This is a genomic window from Endozoicomonas euniceicola, assembly GCF_025562755.1.
Taxonomy (GTDB): Bacteria; Pseudomonadota; Gammaproteobacteria; order Pseudomonadales; family Endozoicomonadaceae; genus Endozoicomonas_A; species Endozoicomonas_A euniceicola.
Genome location: NZ_CP103300.1, coordinates 4,623,286 through 4,645,164, shown reverse-complemented (window position 1 = coordinate 4,645,164; position 21,879 = coordinate 4,623,286). Strand labels below are relative to the sequence as shown.

Below are 21,879 nucleotides of genomic sequence, written 5' to 3'. Positions count from 1 at the left end.
TCTCCTGATAAAAGAGCCCCTGCTGTGCAAGGGGCTCGTAGGCTAAAAGGTTTGCATCAGACTTTTGAAACCTGATACTCATACTGCCCTACTTTTTTGATCTGAACCTTGTCGTTAGCAACAACACCGTTAAGTTTCAGAAATTGCCCTATAGCCCTTCTCTCGCGGAAAATTTTCTTTTTCCCGTCAATGTCGGACTTTACAGGCTCCTCAACCTTATCCAGATATAGCGTAAAGAGCTGTGAGGCCTGCTCCCTTCTGTTTGCACCTCCAATACATTCCGGGGGGAAAAGCTGCACGACATTGCGCACATAAATATGGTTATTGTTAATGTTGCCTTGCGTGACAACTACTTCACCTTCATCAAGACTTTTCCCTGTCGCTTTCGCAGGCGGCGTTTTCGCCTTTGCATACGCCAGCTTTGGAGTTGGAGCCTGTCGGGGATTAGAAACTGCATCTGCCTGCTGCCACACGCCAGCGGGTAACTGTGACTCAAGCTGCTGCTGAGTTTCAGGACTCAGGTTAACCCAGGTGACCGCTCCATTTTTATGTTGATAAGGTACCGGCGCAGAGAGTTTTTTCACCTCTCCCAGCTGCCAGGCATGATTCCATTTTGAGACAGCCCCTGAGTTAATCATGTCAGAGGGAATGCCATGCCGGTGAATGTTGTTCAGCATGTTTTCCTGCGATAGAGGCCCTTTAGAGCCTTTTATGACAGCAACGCCAACAACCGTTCCGGTGCCTTTTGCAATCAGCCCTACCGGGCCGGAAATACTGGTATGGGTTGAACGCATTTCCCAGTCTTTTTCGCCACTCAGGATTTTGCTGATCCAGGGTTCTGCGATAATCAGAGCGCGTGTAATGTTCATGCGACTCTCCTGTGTTGTGTTGTTATTTTTCATAATGCTCTCCTTTGCAGTAAGGGAAGCAGCAGAACATAATATACCGCTGTTGGCTTTTGGCGGTTGGCTGTATGAGCAGCTAATAGCCAAAAGCCAACAACCAAAAGTCCGGTAAGTTATTGAATGCTGCGCCCCTAAGTCACTTGCGGTTGTTTTTTTGCCGAACAGTTTTATGTGCGACAGTGATCACAAGGTCATCTTTCATCACCATGTAAACCGTTAACAGTTTTTCAATGATTTGGGCTGAATAGCTCACTTCGGTTTTGAGCGTTTCTGCCGCTTCTTTGTCTATGCTGTAGACCTCCATCCCCCGGTGGTAGTGGATAGAGCCGAATTGATAAAGCAGCTCCATTAGTGGGTAGGCAATACCTCTCTGTTGCCTGCGTCTGGATGCATGAGCGGTTAATTCCATTTGAGTACCCTTTTATTTTTTTATGTTTGGGCTTTATGAGATTGATCAGGCTTCATGTTTCAGTGAAGCCAGTACGTTCCTGAAAGAGCCTACATCTTTTAGGATGACTTTTATCAGGTCAGCTTCTGCCAGCTCCTGGTACTTCCTTAACCCTGAGTGACGGTTGTATTTGCCTTCTTTATTAACGTCAGCTGCCGGGTAATCAACAATTTTGCAGTTTGTTGAGATTTTGCTTTTATATTCAGCCGGAAGCCACAATATCTGAGCCTTTCCATCATGTTGATGGGTAAAGGTCACCTTCTCACATTTGTAGCCATCCATTTTTTTGTTTGGCTTTTTCTGGTTTGGGTGTGATTCTACCCAGCCACAGTATTCCAGCTCCTGTTTAGCCAAGTCAGCATCAATAGCGGTTTCATCAGAGACTTCGACTCTGGGAGTCACCATTTCGGGCAGGTCATTTAAGGCTGTTCGTAATGTCTCTTCTTCTTGAATTTTCTTTATCGAATGAACAGTGCGAAGCATCCATTCAGGACTGACTTCGAGTAATTGCGCCAGTTTTATACAGACTTTGCCTGTCAGCCACTGCATTGGTAAATAATAATAATAGAAATTCTCATCGCCATATCGCTCTGACCGGAAATCAAAGAACTCTTCGATATCGTCTTTTCTATCCATTATGCCTAACAGTCTTGGTAGGTCATCTGAATTAATATCATTATGATGACACGCTCTGCCTATCCAGCTGGAAAAGTTCATAGCACTATTAAATATTGCATCAGGACTGAATTTAAAAGGGTCTCTTTCTGCATACCTACATGGTGAGAACTGCCCCTTTACTTTCAACCAGCGAATGACCTCTGCTCTGGAGTAACAACTGTTAGAATCTTCGCATGGTAAAAGACGATCTTCTCCTTTTGCATAGTGGGCCTGTCTGACACTTTCCTCGGTAACTTCAGCTAATATAGCCAACACTTTTCTACTAATTGTATTTTCAGGATCATCAAGGTTTTCATCATTGAATGGCGGGTAATCTTGCCATGCTAGATGAGTCATAAGTTCTCTGGCTGCAATAACCTCCATAATTTCACAGGCTTTATCGGATAACGATGTGCCGCTGTGCCATACAGCATGATGACAACTCTCAAGCATGCGCTCCAGATTCAGTATTTCTTCTCGCGCATAGTATTCATATGCGTACAGTTCATCGCCCAAACCGTCATTTAATATTGCCGTAGTCGCATAATCGTATAAGGTAGAAAACTCTGTTTCCAAATGAAATTTATCATGCCTTTTGCCCATGTGATCAAAAGAAGGGTATTTATCCAAATCAAGTAGTTTATTGACTCTCTCGCTGTGGAACCATGTAGAGAGCAAGGTTCTAAATGGAGCATCGTCCATATAATACAGAGCTCTAAAATCTTCGAGTAACTCTTCTTTGGTGAAAGTTAATTTAGCCATGACGTTTGTCGTTTATTTTTGTAATTTTGTTTCCATTATATTTTCACAACAAAAACGACGTATCAAGTATTATTTTTGCCTAAATACAATATCCGTAATGGTCTGTTTTATGCCGCTGTTGCGGAAACGGCACTATATTGGTCAATAATTTTATTGTTTTAATTGTTATTGGCAAATAAATGGCGAAAAACTGGAAATAAAGTATGGAACTTCAGCAGTTGCGTTGCTAACTCGTAACAAAGAAGTCATGAAATGGCGAATTTTTGGAAAGTATCAGCCTGCTTTGATCCTGTACCCCATCAGCAATATCAAACGGCACAACCCACAGCTTTAATTGCTCACTAAAGTCAAAACTAAACGGCACAGGCTGACTAAAAGCTTCTGTTTTTGGATAAATAAGCACCAGTTCCCCCGCACCCTTCAGGTACTTATGCCCATAGGCAAACATCTGGTAGAAGTCAGCCTGAGACATCCCCATTTTTTCTTTGCCGTTGCTTTTGGTGCTGTCTATCAGCTTCCACTTGGTATCCATAACGATGAATGGTTTGCCATGTTTTTCAACCAGCAGGTCTGGCCTCAGGTTAAACCAGCGGGAATGGTTGAACTCTACCAGATACCGGGAACGAGCCTGCTCTTTGAGAGTGAAGGGAGCTTTCAGCTGTTTACGAAGGATACTGCCCACATAGGCTTCGAAAACCGCTTCCATAGGAAACAGTAATGAAATAGCTTCTGCTTTGCCTTGCATCGACAGTGGTGTAATACCTTCCAAAATAAGACGAGCCCAGGCCAGGGGCTTTTGATAATGATCCATGCCTCTGGAGACCTTCATTGAAGCAAAATCATTTTTAACATGGCTGCTCAATGGCACTTCACTGAAGGCAAATATCAACTCCCGACACAGTTTCTGATTGGCATTGGAACGTGTGTAAGCGGACACCTTGTTCAGGGCACTATGTATAAGCCTGTTTACCGGGCGATCCTGCTGGTATTCATCATACTCCACGTAGAACCTGTGTTTATTAATCAGATTATGTTTAAGCTGTTTGCTGCTCAGCAACTTGCCCTTCATAAAGTTCTGATTGTTTTCGCGACGAACGTATTCGGAGCGCAACCCTCGCTTAACCAGTGTGTTAACGCTTTGCAGAAACTGCCGGATAAACACTTCAAACAGTGGCATCTGCCGGGTAGCCACTTGTGCATCGGTTGTTTCAATGTGCTTAAACTCTTTCAAGTGCCGGAGCATATTCAGTAATGCCTGCCGGGCATGATCGTGACTATCAGCACCGTCAGAACGTGATACTTTGGGCAGTACCTCAACCTGCTGGCCAGTAGGCGTATGTATAACGCCTACATAGTTCCTGACTTGCAGCGCTTTATGCCCACCAAGGCTACATAGCCGTAAGAATGATGGTGAGCTTTCACCTTCTTTCAGGCATAAAGCTTCAAGATAATTAAAAGCTGCACTACTGATTTTTGCGCATCGATTGTTGGAGATGGCAGAGCTTAAATACCCATACTCAAAAACCGTGATGAGTTCAGACATTATTCGCTCTCACGATTTTCTGCTGGTTTGCTTATAATTTGCTGAAAAGCTTCTGCCCGTTCGAAAGCATCATCATTGATTTCGTAGCGTACGCCAGTACTATCAAAGACTTCGTCTTCATAGTCTGAACCGAAAAGGGCTTGAGGATTGATGGTTTTCCTTTTCACGAACTGCAACGCTTTGTCCTTTTTCTGGTTATCCCCCAGCACCAAACGAATCTTCTCCCAGTCCTCAAAGAAATATTCCTCCAGCAGGGGAATAATTTTGTCTTTGAATACCGACCCCAGCAGTGCGAAACGTTCCTGTTCTGACTCCTGTTCAGTCACAGGCATAAAGAATGCGTGCCCCAGAGTATGTTCGCGATCATACAGGTATTCGATGCGTTCATTCATTGTCCTCAGCAGCTGCCCAAGGCAAACACCTTCTACAAGTTCATCATCCAGAATCTCATAATCAGGCATCATCTCCTTAAAGTCGAAGCGGCGGCGCAAAGCAGTATCCATCATAGCTAATGAGCGGTCTGCGGTGTTCATTGTACCGATGATGTGGAGGTTACTGGGAACTGAAAATGACTCCTTGGAGTAAGGCAGCGTGACAGACAGCGCCTCAGGCTGCCCGTGTCGCTTAGAGGGCTCTATCAGGGTTATCAGTTCTCCAAAAATCCTGGAGATGTTTCCCCGGTTGATCTCGCCAATAACAAGGACAAAGTTTTCCTGTTTCGAGTTTTTATGCATTTCTTCATAGTCTGGAACACTGTATTGATCACGTAAGTACGCCAGTATTGCCCGGACATAGGAAGGGTTATAGATTTTGTCGAGATTTGTCTTTCTATACTGGTTGCGGATGTGCTCTATTGAAACTGGATACCCGTTGGAGTCTTCATGTGTACTATCTGCTGGGAAGGCGCGGAATGTAGTATGACCATGATATTCAACCCTGAACGTATTTCCCCGTTGGGTTTTGAGTTCAATGCTATCATTTTCCGCCAACCACTCTTTCATCGAGTTGATCGCTTCCTCAAGTGGGTTTTGGGCTACAGATATTCCAACTACAGCGTCCTCACAAATTTTCTTGAATATTCCAGCTTCAATGGCATAACTAACCTGGCCAGTTTCATCAGTATTGGCGCGTAAACCTTCTACGAACTCTTCGTAGCTATAGCTTTGATGGAAGGTTACGAAACGAATGCGGCCGGTTTCAACAAGTTCATCGTAAGCAGATTTCAGCTCTTCTCGCTGGTTAAAGCCTGAAAACTCAGGCTCCGCGACTTTCATTGCAGCTTCGACAATATGGTAAGTTTTTCCTGTACCGGGAGGGCCATAAAATATGGTGTTGGTAGCAGCTGGTATATCAATCATTGGTTCTTCTTCTGTGTCTGCCTGAGTGTGCTTTGATTCGTCCAGGTTAGCAGGTACGGCCTCGGAAGCACCCTTTTTTTCAGGGGCATTTATTTGCTTGTAGAAATGCAAGAATGATGTGTTCAGCTCATAAGAATCCCACTGCTCACTCAGTAATGGTCGAATGGTATTTAGCAGGTTTTGGTTGTCTTCAAACCAGTTTCCGGTTCGGATAAAAGGCAGCTTAAACAGCCTTTTTAGCTCGGTCTGAACCCTGACCAATGCCCTGGCATCGAGTAATGTGGTCACTTGATCCGGAGCTGCCGCTGCAAACATCCGGTTGATAACAGCCCGATGTGTTTTCGTAAAGCCATGCTCTTTCCAGCTGTTTATAACAGAACCAAGAGATTCACTGTTTGGAGAGGCGAAAATCTCCAGGGCAAGCTGCTCCAGAATGCCCTTATTCTGATCAAATTCTGCTCTCGACAAATTGCCAGGTCCTACGCTTGCAAGCCCATTATTGCGAGAGAACCACAGTGTTTGGAGGTCTTTATCGGATATTTTTCCAGATGTCAGAACTTCCTGTGCCAATGAGCAGATTTTTTTATAGGATTCGATCCATTTCTTAGCCCCGCCAGATACATCCAAAGCCCAACGTAATAGTATTTCAACACCATGCTTTCCTTTTGAGCTGTCCCAGAGGCTCTCCAGCTTTGTTGTATAGTCTGACGAAATGGCAATGCCTGAGGAAAGCGGACTCCATTGTTGTTCTGAAAACTGTCGCTCCAATAGAAGCATTGGTAGCGAGCCTTCATTGCAGGCTATACGAAGATCTTCAATTCTGAACTTGATGTACGACCGCTGTTTTTCCGGGTCTTTCCAGTCAGAATCAGAAAAAACCGGCTGAGTAACGATACCGCTGGCAACAATCCCCCTTGGCTCCTCACCTATACGAATCAGGTATACCCGGTCACCCTCCTGAGGCTTTTTGCTACTGCAACTCCAGCGTATTTCATCTCCTGCCTTGTATTTCAGCCTGCCCTCTTCCTCAAGTGAGAAAAGTTTGGGGTTCCAGGTTAGCAGATAAGATGTCATGGCTACGTACTCATGTTCATCAATCGACACCTCGGACAAGCCTTTGGAACAGGAAGAAAATAGACGTTTCTGTATTCTGGGATGGCATTGGCAAGATGCAGTTGCATGGTCTGTGTCTTCTAAATCTTAGTGTTAAGAGTACCGAACTGCATGGCAAAAGCATTGATCCAGGTCGCAGTTATATTGCAACCTGGTGCTTTTCAGGAAGGGGGAAATTAAGCGATCATGCGGGCTCTAGCTCGACAAGCCCAAGCATTTCCAGAAACTCTTCCAAAGCAGAAGGCTCTGCATTCGAGTGTCCTGGTACGTGGCCCGTAACGGAACCTGGCCTGCAAAAAAGCAGTTTTGCAGGCCAGGTGCAGCCAGGCTGTGACTGCTCCCCCACGTGAAGAGCTATCTCTTTATAACATCTCTACACCCCAGAACTGGCGTACCATGCGCCAGACTTCTACGCCGGTTTGTAATTTGACCCACCCTTTCCAAACGGCCAGCCAACCAGGGCGACCTGTGTGTTTGGAATCGCACCAGCCGCCCGGTTTGGCAATGGTTTGAAATAACCAGATCAACGGTGGAGGCTTATCAGGTAGCTTTTTGCTTTCCATTTTCAACCAGAGTACCTGCCACACATCATCGCTGACCACTTGATCGGCTGACGTTTTTTCATGCCACACCTCACCGCCAGTCTGTTTGCGGTTATAAGGCAAAATGAGTGCTTCCCTCATCGCTGAAAAGGATAAGTCAAGATTAGGATTTGTGATAAAGCGATAGGTCTTTAGAAGATAAATCAGAAGAGGCGACAACTATGCTGACACAGGGGGCATACGTCTAAGATATAGAAGTCACTGATATTTTTATGCAAGTCTACTCCTTCTGAAAGGCGGCATTAATGACAAATGCCGTGTATGCATCAGAAAAATGTCACCAAATAGAGGAGTAGCGGCCACAGGAAGGGGTTCATAATGTTGACTGAAGCAAGGCTTTTTGACAAAGACAACCTGCTGCGCCTGAATAATCCGGCTAATTTCCAGAACACAATGAATGTTACCGGTGCCTGCTATGTTCCTAGCAGCTGGACCACTGACCTGGGCAATGAAGAAGTGCTTGCGACACACAAACCCTCCTACTTCTCTGGTTATGTTTTCCGGGGTGACTTCAGAAGCCCGATAGAGATTTTAGAAAGTGGTTTTAGCATAGCGGCCCCTGTCAGCCAAGGGCGAGATCTGGATCGGGTGGTGTCCGGGGCTATGGGAGGGTATACGGGTCACTACGGTGTCTCTACAAGTATTTGTGTTTCTGCCACGACCAAATACGCTACGAGAACTTATTTTTGCTTAGACGCGCATGCCTCGATTTTTAACGGTTATATCTACCTCATCGACGCTGTACATTTTAAAGGCTTTGCCATTCCCAGCCCGCTCTCCAATGACTCTATAACGATCAGATTTCCCCATTTACGGGAAGTTTATGAAGTTAACTTCCCTCACTTAATTCCCAATTTTAAAATTGTCGGTATCGTATACCTATCGAGGCATGATTTTAGCCCATGGCCTGATTACCCATCAAAACTATTCCTGGCTGTAAACCCATATTATTCGGCATCTTTCGTCTATGGGCACCAAAAGACAGGTATGGAAGCTGCGAAAGTGGTAGCGGATCGCTTCAATGTCAAGCATGGCTGTGTTGTGGTTTAATTGTACAAAAAAAATACCCACTTCTATTCAGTTGTCTCAGCTCAATGCAAAGGAACTGCCTGCTATGAGAAAAATAGAATATGCTCATCATTATGATGAATAACTAATAAAATGCTTTCCAAATGCACTTTATTAGTACTCTGTTTAAAGACATTGGAATAAAAATGTGTTGAAAACTACTTCTAAATTAATGTCTATTCAGTCAACCATCGCAAGGTTTGTACAAATACTGTCACGAATGATAAACCTTGATGTTGAGGTCATTGATACTGAGCTGGTACGTATAGCGGGGTCAGGCCCTTATGCCAACAACCTGGGCCGGCCATTAACCACCGGAACCAATGCTTTCAAGTGGATTATTGCGAACCGCAAAGAAAAAATCATCAAAAAATCAGGCGAAGATTCTGAATGTTTATCCTGCACCCGTCGGGTAAGTTGTCAGGAAAAAGCGTTTCTGGGCATCCCGGTTCTGTTTAAAAATGAATGCCTGGGCGTCATCAGTCTGGTTTGTTTCAACGAAGAACAGCGTCAACAGCTACTGACTAACACTTCGCTTTATATGGGATATATTGAAGATATCTCCAAAGTATTCATCGCCACGAAACTGGAGGACATGTATTACAGCAGCCTGAAGAATACTGAAAATGTCATCCGGTTGTTATCCAGCAAAATTACTGAGGGTGTGCTGGAAGTCGATGACAAAGGCAATTGCACCCATATCAATGAAGCCGCAAAAAAACAGTTAAAGCTGAATAAGAGCGATAAATTAAGTCTGATCAGTGTCCGCCCGTTTGGTAAACGACGAATTTCTAACCGGGAATCTGAAGAGTTTATTATCAAAAACGGCGCTGAGGAAATCATATCGCCGGGCGTCCTGATTCCCAACGGCAACGGTAAGCTTTTGGTGCTTACTCACAACGCTCCGGGCAATTCCAATGATAGCGGCCAGCCATCAGTATCTGGCAAATACCACAGTCGTATGGTGGGTGACTCCCTGCCCATGCAAAAACTACAGAACAAAATAACAAAGATCGCCAGTAGCCCTTCCAGTGTTCTGATCAATGGTGAAAGCGGATCGGGTAAAGAAGTGGTGGCCCGGTTAATTCATGAAACCGGAGCCCGTCGTAAAAAACCTTTTGTCGCTATCAATTGTGCAGCTATTCCCGAACATTTGCTGGAAAGCGAACTCTTTGGCTATGCCAGAGGTGCATTTACGGGAGCCGCTACCCAGGGCAAGGAAGGCCTGATAAAAAGCGCTGACGGCGGCACCCTGTTTTTAGATGAAATTGGCGATATGCCACTCAACCTTCAGGCAAAATTGCTCAGAGTTCTGGATCGCCGGGAAATTTCACCGGTAGGTTCCTCTACGGTCAGTACCGTTAATATCCGGGTTATCTCAGCAACGCATCAGAACCTCTTAACGCTGACAGAGAAAAAACTGTTCCGGGAAGATTTATATTATCGCCTTAACGTCATTCCCCTGGTGGTTCCCTCTCTGCGGGAAAGAAAAAACGACATCCCTCTGTTAGCCCGTTTTTTCCTGAAAAAGCAGGCAAAGGAGATGGGGTTGCCTGTCCCGGCTATCAGTGACGACTCCATGGCTTACCTGAATAACTGGGACTGGCCCGGTAATGTCAGGGAACTGGCTAACACTATGGAGTATCTGATTAATATGGTCGAGCATGGTGGCGTTATTCTTCCTGATCTGCTGCCTGACCATTTCTGCCAACTGAACGACGATTACCATTCAAACAGGCTGGACAGTTCATCCATATCCACCTTCTCCGTTGAAAAAAACTCACCATCAATGAGTCTGGAAGAAATGGAGAAACAACGTATTCAGGCTGCACTCAAAAAATTTGACCTGAAAAAAGGTAAACAGCAGGTCGCGGATGAATTGGGTATTGGTATTGCGACCCTCTATCGAAAAATAAAGAAATATAATCTGGAAGAAGATGCATCGGCAAAATAACTGTTGTCAGGTGTCTTTGTGCCTTTCTCTGCAGCTCTGATTAAGCCATTCCATTCTGACTTTTCCCAGGTTTTTTGCCTTACTATCCATGAAGGAGGCATTACACCTCGGAATCATCATAAGCAAAAGGCATAACCTGTTGCGCTTCAATCTCATCGACAGGAATTGGCTCTCGAACAATTTAACCTCGAAATTATTAATGGCCATCCCTGATTCCTTTTTTAGTCTACCCTTTAAACTCATTTATTAAACACTCAAATAAATCAAATGAAGACAACATATAAACCACTATCGTTGTTTATCTATCTGATGTTACTTTTTTCAATAACAAAGGCTGATGAGACTTCCTATCAGAACCAGTTTGAGTTTTTGAAAATTCCCCTTGAAAACGCCACTTTGATCGAGAATGAACTGACGATGTTAAAAAGTACCGCTGGCGTATCAATTTCAATGATCCTCAATACAGGGATTTGGTGGGGGTGTGCAAAGCGACGGGATTTATCTCTGGAGTGGTGAGCAGGCATCAATTTACGGAACCGCAAAAACAAGAACTCCAGGCGATGAAAACCAACTTCTGTGCTCAGCTTGCTCCGCTTATCGCAACCACTGAAACAGCACTGGCAGGAAAGGTCTCTCCATGGCCTTTGCCTTCAAGCTTGTCGACTCTGCGCCTGGGCGGTGTTGCACTTACAGCTTATAGCAGCTATACGATGCACAGTAGCATTGTTGTTGTCATGATGTATCTCACAGTAGAAGCACTCTCCCAAGCCACTGCCAGCGCAGTATCAACGGCAGGTATTAACAAAGAGGAAGTAACACATATTATCGATAACTATAACGCTTACCAATTTAAACAATGCACTGCGCTGGCTAAAGCCACTGGCATTTTATTAGGATCTATAGTTTATAGTTCGTTACTTTATAGAGGTGCTACACCCGCCAGGGCAAGTTTTATATCGATGATCACAGCAATTATTTATGGAGTGCTATCGTCAGTGAGTTATCTAGCGAATGCTGGTTTAAGCAAGAGTGTCGAAGGCGCTATATTTATATCACCGAAAGCCGGAATCGATGCTGGACTTACACTTGGAACTGTAATCCTGGCCACAGCTCTAGCCTCAGACCGACTAGGAACCGGAACCTTAAAAAGAGCCATATCACCAGCTGCAACCTTAGCCTTAGCAGGATCCTTTACCGGAGCCTTATCCGGAGCCCTCATCAGAGATGACAAAGCTTTCCACGGAACCTCAGCCGGAAACTTAGCCGGAGCCTTCGTTGGAGCCGGAGCTATTTTGGGCATTAACAGATTGGCAGAAAAAAACTTTGGAATGGCAGCCGTTGGTGCTATGGCTGTAGCAACAACTCTGGCTCTAATCAATAGCGTGTCTGGTTATGTTGTTTACGGTTATCCATTAGAGCAAAGCCTTTCAGAAACCAGCCAAACCCTTTGGAAAAAGTTCTATGCGCCAATGGAGTATCTTTCTACCCTGTTCCAGTAGTTGATAGGTGGTGAAGTCGCAGAGTCAATGAATACGGGGGATCGTCCTCCGACAGGCATTGGCTCTCGAACAATTTAACCTCGAAATTATTAATGGCCATCCCTGATTCCTTTTTAGTCTACCCTTTAAACTCATTTACTAAGGGGAGTGGCATAACAAACTTTACCGGAGTATCTTTCCTGCTTACTCCCTCTGTGATTGATTGTGAACGTCATGTCCAGCGTTAATGTCACCCCTGAATGCAAACACCTCATTATACTTGCTGCTAAAAAGCTCAAAGGCTCTGAACACAGAGCCTTCATAGCTGAAGTCGCTGAACAGCTCTGTTTTGGTAGTCCACGCCTTACTGAAACCGAGTTCAATTTTGGTCGTCATACCGTTGAACTCGGGATGCATGAAAAAAGGACAGGACTTATTTGTTATGGAAATTACGTATCTCAGGGCAAGCCAAAAGCAGAAGTAGCAAATCCTCAACTGGAACAAGACATTCGAAGCTTGGTAGACCCTGAAAGTCAGGCTGACCCGCAGCTCAGAAATACGTTCTCCTATGCTCGCATAACAGCCAGTGCTGTTCGAAAAAAACTGATTGATGAAAAAGGGTGGCAGGAAGAGCTACTTCCCAAAGAGCGTACTTTCTGCAACATGTTGAACCGCATGGGCTATAAACTTCACAAGGTACAGAAGACCACGCCGGAAAAAAAATCCCGGAAACCGATGCCATCTTTGAAAACGTCAAACAAGTAAAAAGCACCGCAAGCCAGAGAAAGCAGAGTCTTCAGATCAGCATTGATTGCAAAGCAACGGTTAACCTTGGAAATTTTTCCAGAGGTGGTAAAGCAAGAGGAACTGAAGCGGTCAAAGCGCTGGATCATGATATGGCCACCAAAGAAAAAATGATCCCCTTTGGAATACTCAATCTGGAAAATGATCAACTGTATGTCTTTTACGGTAACTCTTACAAAACCAGTGATTTTATCTGCGATGCCATTGAACAGTGGTGGGAGCAGGTGAGGGAAACTAACAGGTATGTCGATGAGCTGGTTATCTACGCAGACAACGGTCCTGAAAGTAACAGCCACCGAACTCAGTTTCTTTTCAGAATGGTTGAGTTTGCCAAAAAAGTGGGGCTGAAAATACGGCTGGTTTACTACCCTCCCTACCACAGCAAGTACAATCCGATTGAACGAGGCTGGTCTTATCTTGAGAACCATTGGAATGGCAGCCTTCTAAACACAGTAACGTCTGTTTTAGAGTGGACAAAGACAATGGTATGGAAATGCATGAACCCGATAGTGAAGCTACTTGATCAACCGTATCAAAAAGGGGTGAGACTGAGTAAACAGGAATTAGCTGAAATACAGCCTCACATCATTCGCCACTCTGAGTTAAAGAAATGGGATGTGACAATTGTTCCGGAACCGGTAAATTATTGATTGCCGCTCCCCTAAACACTCAAATAAATCAAATGAAGACAACACACAAGCGACTATCGTTGTTTATTTATCTGATGTTACTTTTTTCATTAACAAAGGCTGATGAGACTTCCTATCAGAACCAGTTTGAGTTTTTGAAAATTCCCCTTGAAAACGCCACTTTGATCGAGAATGGACTGACGATGTTAAAAAGTACCGCTGGCGTACCAATTTCAATGATTCTCAATACAGGGATTTGGTGGGGGGTGTGCAAAGCGACGGGATTTATCTCTGGAGTGGTGAGCAGGCATCAATTTACGGAACCGCAAAAACAAGAACTCCAGGCGATGAAAACTAACTTCTGTGCTCAGCTTGCTCCGCTTATTGCAACCACTGAAACAGCACTGGCAGGAAAGGTCTCTCCATGGCCTTTGCCTTCAAGAAGCTTGTCGATTTTGCGCTTGGAGGGTATTGCATTTACAGCTTATACACTGACAGCTTATAGCAGCTATACGATGCACAGTAGCATCGTTGTTGTCATGATGTATCTCACAGCAGAAGCACTCTCCCAAACCACTGCCAGCGCAGTATCAACGGCAGGTATTAACAAAGAGGAAGTAACACATATTATCGATAACTATAACGCTTACCAACTTAACCAACGCATTGCGCTGGCTGAAGCCTCTGGCATTTTATCAGGCTCTATAGTTTATAACTCGTTACTTTATAGAGGTGCTACACCCGTCATGGCAAGTTTTATATCGATGATCACAGCAATTATTTCTGGAGTGCTATCGTCAGCGATTTATCTAGCGAATGCTGGTTTAAGCAAGAGTGTCGAAGGCGCTATATTTATATCAGCCGGAACCGAAGCTGGACTTACACTTGGAACTGTAACCCTGGCCACAGCTCTAGTCTTAGACCGACTAGGAACCGAAACCTTACAAAGAGCCGTATCACCAGCTGTAACTTTAGCCTTAGCAGGATCCTTTACCGGAGCCTTAAACGGGGTCTTCATCAGAAATAGAGACACAGTTGCTCCCAAAGCCTTAACCGTAGTCGGAGCCTTCGTTGGAGCCGGAGCTATTTTGGGCATTAACAGACTGGCACAAAAAAACTTTGGAATAGCAGCCGCTGGTGCTGTGGCTATAGCAACAACTCTGGCTCTAATCAACAGTGTGTCTGGTTATGTTGTTTACGGTTATCCATTAGAGCAAAGCCTTTCAGAAACCAGCCAAACCCTTTGGAAAAAGTTCTATGCGCCAATGGAGTATCTTTCTACCCTGTTCCAGTAGTTGATAGAGTGCGAAGTCGCAGAGCCCCTAAGGGAAGTGGCACAGAAAAACACCCCACCGTCACCCCCGCAAGGGAGGGGACTCAATATTCGTGGTAGATTACCGCTTTCGCCGGGAATGACAGAGCACTGGTATATACTACAGTGCTGCCTCCCTGACACCTAACAGCTAAGAGAAGTAGCGGTTAAGAAACTACCAATTTAGGAACAGCAGCACAGAAAGCACTATAATTTACCGTGTATTTCCCGATGTTAGTGATTTCCAGAAACAGGCTTATGATTTGAACCCGAAACATTAATGGCAGCAAAAGAGGTTCTGGTATGCCAAGTTATAAATGTCCAGCATGTGGCAAGGACTGTTTTACCCACGAGAGACTCACCAAACACGTGCGAACCCATACAGGCGAAAAGCCATATCGCTGTGATGTCTGTGAAGAAAAATTTTCCCAGTCGTGTCATTTAACCAGGCACATGCGAACCCATACAGGCGAAAAGCCACATCGCTGTGATGTCTGTGAAAAAGATTTTACCCGGCAGTCTCATTTAACCCAGCACATGCTAACCCATACAGACGAAAAGCCATATCGCTGTGATGACTGTGGAAAAGCATTTAATCGTACGAGCAGTCTCAGTAGACACAAGCAAACCCACACAGGAAAAAAATTTATTTGCCCAAACTGTGGATCTGGTCATGGACAACGATATAGACTCAAACAGCACATGGAACAGTGTCACTCAGCCCCGAATACGCCTGATATAACCGTATCCACTCACGCGTCCGCCGGAGTAATCACAACAACACACTCTTTTAACTCTGGCCTGGACTCCTCCACAATAACCAGCGTAAGCTATATTAAGCCACTTGATGAAGAAAGGCCGCCGGTTCGAGTAGTTACTAGTTTAACTAGGTCAACAGAGACAATCATGGTCAAACAATTGGATGGAAAAGTTATTGCAACTACTGAGCCCCGGGCAGAGACTGATCCCCGTAATTCTTCATCGCAATAAAGGAAGTGGCACAGAAAAACACCCCGCCGTCACCCCCGCGAGGGAGGGGACTCACTATTCGTGGTAGATTACCGCTTTCGCCGGGAATGACAGAGCACTGGTATATACTACAGTGCTGCCTCCCTAAGTACAGGGTATCGTCATCTGACAGGCGTTGACTCTCGAACAATTTAACCTCGAAGTTATTAATGGTCATCCCTGATTCCTTTTTTAGTCTACCTTTTGAACTCCTTTGCTAAACACTCAAATAAATGACATGAAGACAACACACAAACGACTCTCGGTGTTTATCTATCTGATGTTACTTTTTTCATTAACAAAGGCTGATGAGACTTTCTACCAGAACCAGTTTGAGTTATTGAAAATCCCCTCCCCTGAAAACGCCACTTTGATCGAGAATGGACTGACGATGTTAAAAAGTACCGCTGGCGTACCAATTTCAATGATTCTCAATACAGGGATTTGGTGGGGGGTGTGCAAAACGACGGGATTTATCTCTGGAGTGGTGAGCAGGCATCAATTTACGGAACCGCAAAAACAAGAACTCCAGGCGATGAAAACCAACTTCTGCGCCCAGCTTGCTCCGCTTATCGCAACCACTGAAACAGCACTGGCAGGAAAAGTCTCTCCCTGGCTTTTGCCTTCAGGCTTGTTGCTCCTGCGCCTGAGCGGTGTTGCACTGGCAGCTTATAGCAGCTATACGATGCACAGTAGCATCCCTGCTGCTATCATGATGTATCTCACAGCAGAAGCACTCTCCCAAACCGTTGCCAGCGCAGTATCAACGGCACGTATTAACAAAGAGGGAATAGCACATATTATCGATGACCATTACCGTTATAAGCAATACCATATGCTGGCTATATTCACTGGCATTTTGACAAGTTCAATAGTTTATGAAGTGTTACTTTATAGGGGTATTACACCCGTCACGGCGGGTTTTATATCGATGATCTCAGCAATTTTTGTTGGAGTGCTATCGTCAGCGATTTATCTGGAGAATGCTGGTTTAAGCAAGAATTTCAAAGACACTATATTATTGAGGTCCAGAGACTTAATTGGAGCCGGAGCTGGACTTGGAGCCATACTACTAGTCAAAGCTGGATCCCTAGTCTCACCAGGAACCGGAACCTTAATAAAAGCCTTAGGCGGAGCTGGAATCTTAGCCTTAACAGGAGCCTTAACAGGAGCCTTAAACGGGGCCTTCATCAGAAATAGAGACACAGTTGCCCCCAAAGCCTTAGCCTTAGCCGGAGCCGGAGCCTTCGTTGGAGCCGGAGCTATTTTTGGCATTAACAGACTGGCACAAAAAAACTTTGGACTGGCAACCGCTGGTGCTGTGGCTATAGCAACAACTCTGGCTCTAATCAATAGTGTGTCTGGTTATATTGTTTACGGTTATCCATTAGAGCAAAGCCTTTCAGAAACCAGCCAAACCCTTTGGAAAAAGTTCTATGCGCCAATGGAGTATCTTTCTACCCTGTTCCAGTAGTTGATAGAGTGCGAAGTCGCAGAGTCAGTAAGTACAGGGAATCGTCATCTGACAGGCATTGGCTCTCGAACAATTTAACCTCGAAGTTATTAATGGACATCCCTGATTCCTTTTTTAGTCTACCCTTTAGACTCCTTCATCAGACGCTGAAATAAATCAAATGAAGACAACATATAAGCGACTATCATTGTTTATTTATCTGATGTTACTTTTTTCAATAACAAAGGCTGATGAGACGTCCTATCAAAACCGGTTTGAGTTATTGAAAATCCCCTCCCCTGAAAACGCCACTTTGATCGAGAATGGACTGACGATGTTAAAAAGTACCGCTGGCGTACCAATTTCAATGATTCTCAATACAGGGATTTGGTGGGGGGTGTGCAAAGCGACGGGATTTATCTCTGGAGTGGTGAGCAGGCATCAATTTACGGAACCGCAAAAACAAGAACTCCAGGCGATGAAAACCAACTTCTGTGCCCAGCTTGCTCCGCTTATCGCAACCACTGAAACAGCACTGGCAGGAAAGGTCTCTCCATGGCCTTTGCCTTCGGGCTTGTTGCCTCTGCGCCTGGTTAGTCTTGCACTGGCAGCTTATAGCAGCTATCCGATGCACAGTAGCATCCCTGCTGCTGTCATGACGTATCTCACAGTAGAAGCACTCTCCCAAACCACTGCCAGCGCAGTATCAACGGCAGGTATTAACAAAGAGGAAGTAACACATATTACCGATAACTATAACGCTTACCAACTTTACCAATACGATACGCTGGCTATATTCACTGGCATTTTAACAGGCTCAATAGCTCATGCAGCGTTACTTTATAGAGGTGTTACATCTGTCAAGGCGGGTTTTATATCGACGATCTCAGCAATTGTTGCTGGAGTGCTATCGTCAGCGACTTATCGGGTGAATGCTGGTTTAAACAAGAATTTCAAAAACGCTATATTATCGAGCTCCGGACATTTAATTGGAGCCGGATCTGGACTTTTAACTTTAATCCTAACCAGACTTGGAGCCTCAGACCCACTGATAAGCAAAACCTTAATGAGAGTCGCAGTCACAGCTGATACCTTAGCCTTAGCAGGAGCCTTAACCGGAGCCTTCAACGGAGCCTCCATCAGAGATAGAGACTCTGTTGTCCTCGGAACCTCCATCGGAACCTCCATCGGAACCTTAGTCGGAGCCTTCGCCGGACTCGGAGCTATTTTTGGCATTAACAGACTGGCACAAAAAAACTTTGGACTGGCAGCCGCTGGCGCTGTCGCTATAGCAACAACTCTGGCTCTAATCAATAGTATGTCTGGTTATGCTGTGTACGGTTATCCATTAGAGCAAAGCCTTTCAAAAAACAGCCAAATCCTTTGGAAAAAGTTCTATGCGCCAATGGAGTATCTTTCTACTCTGTTCCAGTAGTTGATAGAGTGAGAAGTCGCAGAGTCAGTAAGTACAGGGGATCGTCATCTGACAGGCATTGGCTCTCGAACAATTTAACCTCGAAGTTATTAATGGTCATCCCTGATTCCTTTTTTAGTCTACCCTTTAGACTCCTTCATCAGACACTGAAATAAATCAAATGGAGACAACATATAGGCGACTATCATTGTTTATTTATCTGATGTTACTTTTTTCATTAACAAAGGCTGATGAGACTTCCTATAAGAACCGGTTTGAGTTTTTGAAAACTCCCTTTGGAAGCACCGCTTTGGTCGAAGATAAACTGAAGCTGGCTGAAAATACCGGTGGCGTATTCATTTCAACGCTTATCAATACAGAGATTTGGTGGGGGATGTGCAAAGCGACGGGATTTATCTCTGGAGTAGTGATTAAGCATCAATTCACAGAACAGCAACAACAAGAACTTCAGGCGGTGCAAACCAACTTCTGTACTCAGCTTGCTCCGCTTATTGCAATCACTGAAACAGCACTGGCAGGGAAGGTCTCTCCCTGGCCTTTACCCCCCTCGTGGCGAACACTGTTCCTGGGAGGTGTTGTATTGTCAGCTTATGGCAGCTACGTGCATTACAGCGACATTCCGATCGTCACTGCTGCGGTCATGACTTATCTCACGGCAGAAGCACTCTCCCGAACCATGGCCAGCGACGCTTCAACGAAACTTATTAAGGTAAAAGGAGTAACACACGTCATCGATGACGATTACCGCCTTGAGCAGTACACAATACTGGCTAGAATCACTACTATTTTAACAAGCTTAATAGTTTATGAAGCGTTACTTTATAAAGGTGTTTCACTCGCCAATGCGGGTTATATGTCGATAATCTCAGGAATTGCTCTGGGCGGTCTATTGTTAATGACTTCTCCAGAAAATGCTGGTTTAAGCGAGGATTCCGCAAACACTACATTATTGTCATACGAAACATTTTTACCAATCGGATTCGAGACCTTAGCCGGAGGTGGAGTCTTAGCTTTAGCCAAAGCTGGACCTAGAGCTAGAGCCTTAGCCTTATCCGGAGCCTTAGCCTTATCAGGAGCCTTATCAGGAGCCTTATCCGGAGCCTTATCAGGAGCCTTATCAGGAGCCTTATCCGGAGCCAGGGTCGGTGACGAAGAAGAAACCAGGGCCAGCGACAGAGTTAGAAACAGACAATCCTTCTTAGTCTTAACCTTATCCTTATTCGGAGCCGGAGTTGGAGCCTTATCCGGAACAGGAGCCGGAGCTGGAGACGGAGACGGAGCCGTAGTCGGAGCCGTAGTCGGAGTCTTAGCCGGAATTGGAGTCGGAGTCGGAGTCAGAGTCAGAGCAGGATTCTTAGCCAAAGCCCTAGCTGAAAACGAAGTCGAAGCCAGAGTCGTAACCTTCACCGAAACCATAGCCGGAGCCGGAGTCGGAGTCGGAATCGGAGTCGGATCTATTATTTACACTGGCATGCTCGCAAAACACAGCCTTGTACTGGCATCGGCTAGTGCTGCGGCCACAGCAACAGTTCTGGCTCTAATCAATAGTATGTCCGGTTATACTGTTTACGGTTATCCATTAGAGCAAAGCCTTTCAGAAACCAGCCAAACCCTTTGGAAAAAGTTCTATGCGCCAATGGAGTATCTTTCTACTCTGTTCCAGTAGTTGATAGAGTGAGAAGTCGCAGAGTCAGTAAGTAAATGAGATCGTCATCTGACAGGCATTGGCTCTCGAACAATTTAACGTCGAAGTTATTAATGGTCATCCCTGATTCTTTTTTAGTCTACCCTTTAGACTCCTTTATTAGACGCTGAAATAAATCAAATGAAGACAACATATAAACGACTATCATTGTTTATTCATCTGATGTTACTTTTTTCAATAATAAAGGCTGATGAGACTTCCTATAAGAACCGGTTTGAGTTTTTGAAAACTCCCCATGAAAGCACCGCTTTGGTCGAAGATAGACTGAAGCTGGCAGGAAATGTCGGTAGCGTATTTATTTCAACGCTTATCAATACAGAGATTTGGTTAAGGGTGTGCGAAGCGACGGGATTTATCTCTGGAGTAGTGAGTAAGCATCAATTCACAGGACAGAAACAGCAAGAACTTCAGGCGGTGCAAGCCAACTTCTGCACTCAGCTTGCTCCGCTTATTGCAACCACTGAAACAGCACTGGTAGGGAAGGTCTCTCCCTGGCCTTTACCCCCCTCGTGGCGAACACTGTTCCTGGGAGGTGTTGTACTGTCAGCTTATGGCAGCTACGTGCATTACAGAGACATTCCGATCGTCACTGCTGCGGTCATGACTTATCTCACGGCAGAAGCGCTCTCCCGAACCATGGCCAGCCATGCTTCGACGGAATTTATTAAGAAAAAGGGAGTAACACACGTTATCGATGACGATTACCGCCTTGAGCAGTACACAGTACTGGATAGAATCACTGCTATTTTAACAAGCTTAATAGTTCATGAAGCGTTACTTTATACAGGTGTTTCACCCATCAAAGCGGGTTTTATGTCGATAATCTCAGGAATTGTTGTGGGCATGCTATCGTCAATGACTTCTCCAGAGAATGCTGGTTTAAGCGAGGATTACGCAAGCGCTACATTATTTTCATACGGAACATTAGTACCAATCGGATTCGGGGCCTTAGTCGGAGTTGGAGCCTTAGCCGAAGCCGAAGCCGAAGCTGGAGTTGGAGCCTCAGTCAGAGCCGTAGCCGGAGCTGGAGTCTTAGCCTTATCCGGAGCCTTGGCCGGAGGAGGAGCTGGAGTCTCAGCCTTAGCCGAAGCCAGAGTCGGTGACGGAGAAGGAATCTGGGCCAGCGGCAGAGATAGAACCAAATCCTTCTTCGTACCCTTAGTCTTAGTCGGAACAGGAGTTGGAGCCATATCCGGAGCCGAAATCGGAGCCAAAGCCGGAACCAAAGCCGGAGCCGAATGCGGAGCCATGGCCGGAGCCTTAGCCGGAGCCTTGGCCGGAACCTTGGCCGGAGCCTTAGCCGGAGCCCTGGCTGAAAGCGAAGTCGGAGCCAGAGTCCTAACCTTAACCGAAACTATAGCCGGAGTCGGAGTCGGAGTCGGAGTCGGAATCGGATCTATTATTTACACTGGCATGCTCGCAAAACACAGCCTTGTACTGGTATCGGCTAGTGCTGCGGCCACAGCAACAGTTCTGACTCTAATCAATAGTATGTCCGGTTATACTGTTTACGGTTATCCATTAGAGCAGAGCCTTTCAGAAACCAGCCAAACCCTTTGGAAAAAGTTCTATGCGCCAATGGAGTATCTTTCTACTCTGTTCCAGTAGTTGATAGAGTGAGAAGTCGCAGAGTCAGTAAGTAAAT

16 protein-coding genes and 1 pseudogene are annotated in these 21,879 nt (G+C 45.3%); 11 read left to right on the top strand and 6 right to left on the bottom strand.

Going from position 1 to position 21,879, the window contains the following annotated elements; all coding sequences use genetic code 11:
• Nucleotides 1-56 precede the first annotated feature (56 nt).
• From NX720_RS18680 to NX720_RS18655, 6 genes are all read right to left on the bottom strand, one after another.
• A complete protein-coding gene (locus NX720_RS18680) occupies nucleotides 57-902 on the bottom strand; it encodes an ASCH domain-containing protein (RefSeq protein ID WP_262596629.1) in 846 nt (281 codons plus the stop codon).
• Between the two features lie 139 nt (nucleotides 903-1,041).
• A complete protein-coding gene (locus NX720_RS18675; protein ID WP_262596628.1) occupies nucleotides 1,042-1,314 on the bottom strand; it encodes a hypothetical protein in 273 nt (90 codons plus the stop codon).
• A gap of 45 nt (nucleotides 1,315-1,359) precedes the next feature.
• A complete protein-coding gene (locus NX720_RS18670; protein WP_262596627.1) occupies nucleotides 1,360-2,772 on the bottom strand; it encodes a hypothetical protein in 1,413 nt (470 codons plus the stop codon).
• 226 nt (nucleotides 2,773-2,998) lie between these two features.
• Nucleotides 2,999-4,315 (bottom strand): McrC family protein, encoded by a 1,317-nt coding sequence (locus NX720_RS18665; protein WP_262596626.1) that lies wholly within the window; start codon nucleotides 4,313-4,315, stop codon nucleotides 2,999-3,001.
• Nucleotides 4,315-6,777, bottom strand: coding sequence for an McrB family protein (locus NX720_RS18660; protein ID WP_262596625.1), 2,463 nt, complete (start codon nucleotides 6,775-6,777; stop codon nucleotides 4,315-4,317). Before NX720_RS18660 ends, NX720_RS18665 begins: the two co-directional genes overlap by 1 nt.
• A gap of 371 nt (nucleotides 6,778-7,148) precedes the next feature.
• On the bottom strand, nucleotides 7,149-7,451 hold the full coding sequence (locus NX720_RS18655) for a hypothetical protein (RefSeq protein WP_262596624.1): 303 nt from the start codon (nucleotides 7,449-7,451) through the stop codon (nucleotides 7,149-7,151).
• A gap of 255 nt (nucleotides 7,452-7,706) precedes the next feature.
• On the opposite strand from NX720_RS18655, the gene NX720_RS18650 reads away from it, so the two are divergent.
• The 11 genes and pseudogenes from NX720_RS18650 (at nucleotide 7,707) to NX720_RS18600 (ending at nucleotide 21,842) form a co-directional block, all read left to right on the top strand.
• Nucleotides 7,707-8,438, top strand: coding sequence for a hypothetical protein (locus NX720_RS18650; RefSeq protein ID WP_262596623.1), 732 nt, complete (start codon nucleotides 7,707-7,709; stop codon nucleotides 8,436-8,438).
• Between the two features lie 190 nt (nucleotides 8,439-8,628).
• The gene (locus tag NX720_RS18645; protein WP_262596622.1) at nucleotides 8,629-10,410 is read left to right on the top strand and encodes a sigma-54 interaction domain-containing protein; all 1,782 of its coding nucleotides are present in this window, start codon (nucleotides 8,629-8,631) and stop codon (nucleotides 10,408-10,410) included.
• Between the two features lie 267 nt (nucleotides 10,411-10,677).
• A complete protein-coding gene (locus NX720_RS18640) occupies nucleotides 10,678-10,926 on the top strand; it encodes a hypothetical protein (protein ID WP_262596621.1) in 249 nt (82 codons plus the stop codon).
• Nucleotides 10,927-10,970: 44 nt separating this feature from the next.
• Entirely contained in the window at nucleotides 10,971-11,909 is a 939-nt protein-coding gene (locus NX720_RS18635; protein WP_262596620.1) for a hypothetical protein, read from the top strand.
• A gap of 213 nt (nucleotides 11,910-12,122) precedes the next feature.
• Nucleotides 12,123-13,342, top strand: a pseudogene (locus NX720_RS27240) (ISAzo13 family transposase).
• Nucleotides 13,343-13,374: 32 nt separating this feature from the next.
• A complete protein-coding gene (locus NX720_RS18620) occupies nucleotides 13,375-14,616 on the top strand; it encodes a hypothetical protein (protein WP_262596619.1) in 1,242 nt (413 codons plus the stop codon).
• 320 nt (nucleotides 14,617-14,936) lie between these two features.
• Nucleotides 14,937-15,623 carry a C2H2-type zinc finger protein gene (locus tag NX720_RS27235; protein ID WP_404831005.1) on the top strand — a complete coding sequence of 229 codons (687 nt, stop codon included), beginning with the start codon at nucleotides 14,937-14,939 and terminating at the stop codon, nucleotides 15,621-15,623.
• Nucleotides 15,624-15,879: 256 nt separating this feature from the next.
• Nucleotides 15,880-17,115, top strand: coding sequence for a hypothetical protein (locus tag NX720_RS18615; protein ID WP_262596617.1), 1,236 nt, complete (start codon nucleotides 15,880-15,882; stop codon nucleotides 17,113-17,115).
• Between the two features lie 160 nt (nucleotides 17,116-17,275).
• Nucleotides 17,276-18,529, top strand: a complete 1,254-nt coding sequence (locus tag NX720_RS18610) for a hypothetical protein (RefSeq protein WP_262596616.1) — start codon at nucleotides 17,276-17,278, stop codon at nucleotides 18,527-18,529.
• Between the two features lie 160 nt (nucleotides 18,530-18,689).
• The gene (locus NX720_RS18605; protein WP_262596615.1) at nucleotides 18,690-20,195 is read left to right on the top strand and encodes a hypothetical protein; all 1,506 of its coding nucleotides are present in this window, start codon (nucleotides 18,690-18,692) and stop codon (nucleotides 20,193-20,195) included.
• A 159-nt stretch (nucleotides 20,196-20,354) separates the two neighbouring features.
• Nucleotides 20,355-21,842 carry a hypothetical protein gene (locus NX720_RS18600; protein WP_262596613.1) on the top strand — a complete coding sequence of 496 codons (1,488 nt, stop codon included), beginning with the start codon at nucleotides 20,355-20,357 and terminating at the stop codon, nucleotides 21,840-21,842.
• Nucleotides 21,843-21,879: the final 37 nt, after the last annotated feature.

Coding starts and splice junctions, on each gene's coding strand:
- NX720_RS18680 (WP_262596629.1), bottom strand. CDS start 902: ATGAAAAATAACAACACAACACAGGAGAGTCGCATGAACATTACACGC.
- NX720_RS18675 (WP_262596628.1), bottom strand. CDS start 1,314: ATGGAATTAACCGCTCATGCATCCAGACGCAGGCAACAGAGAGGTATT.
- NX720_RS18670 (WP_262596627.1), bottom strand. CDS start 2,772: ATGGCTAAATTAACTTTCACCAAAGAAGAGTTACTCGAAGATTTTAGA.
- NX720_RS18665 (WP_262596626.1), bottom strand. CDS start 4,315: ATGTCTGAACTCATCACGGTTTTTGAGTATGGGTATTTAAGCTCTGCC.
- NX720_RS18650 (WP_262596623.1), top strand. CDS start 7,707: ATGTTGACTGAAGCAAGGCTTTTTGACAAAGACAACCTGCTGCGCCTG.
- NX720_RS18645 (WP_262596622.1), top strand. CDS start 8,629: ATGTCTATTCAGTCAACCATCGCAAGGTTTGTACAAATACTGTCACGA.
- NX720_RS18640 (WP_262596621.1), top strand. CDS start 10,678: ATGAAGACAACATATAAACCACTATCGTTGTTTATCTATCTGATGTTA.
- NX720_RS18635 (WP_262596620.1), top strand. CDS start 10,971: ATGAAAACCAACTTCTGTGCTCAGCTTGCTCCGCTTATCGCAACCACT.
- NX720_RS18620 (WP_262596619.1), top strand. CDS start 13,375: ATGAAGACAACACACAAGCGACTATCGTTGTTTATTTATCTGATGTTA.
- NX720_RS27235 (WP_404831005.1), top strand. CDS start 14,937: ATGCCAAGTTATAAATGTCCAGCATGTGGCAAGGACTGTTTTACCCAC.
- NX720_RS18615 (WP_262596617.1), top strand. CDS start 15,880: ATGAAGACAACACACAAACGACTCTCGGTGTTTATCTATCTGATGTTA.
- NX720_RS18610 (WP_262596616.1), top strand. CDS start 17,276: ATGAAGACAACATATAAGCGACTATCATTGTTTATTTATCTGATGTTA.
- NX720_RS18605 (WP_262596615.1), top strand. CDS start 18,690: ATGGAGACAACATATAGGCGACTATCATTGTTTATTTATCTGATGTTA.
- NX720_RS18600 (WP_262596613.1), top strand. CDS start 20,355: ATGAAGACAACATATAAACGACTATCATTGTTTATTCATCTGATGTTA.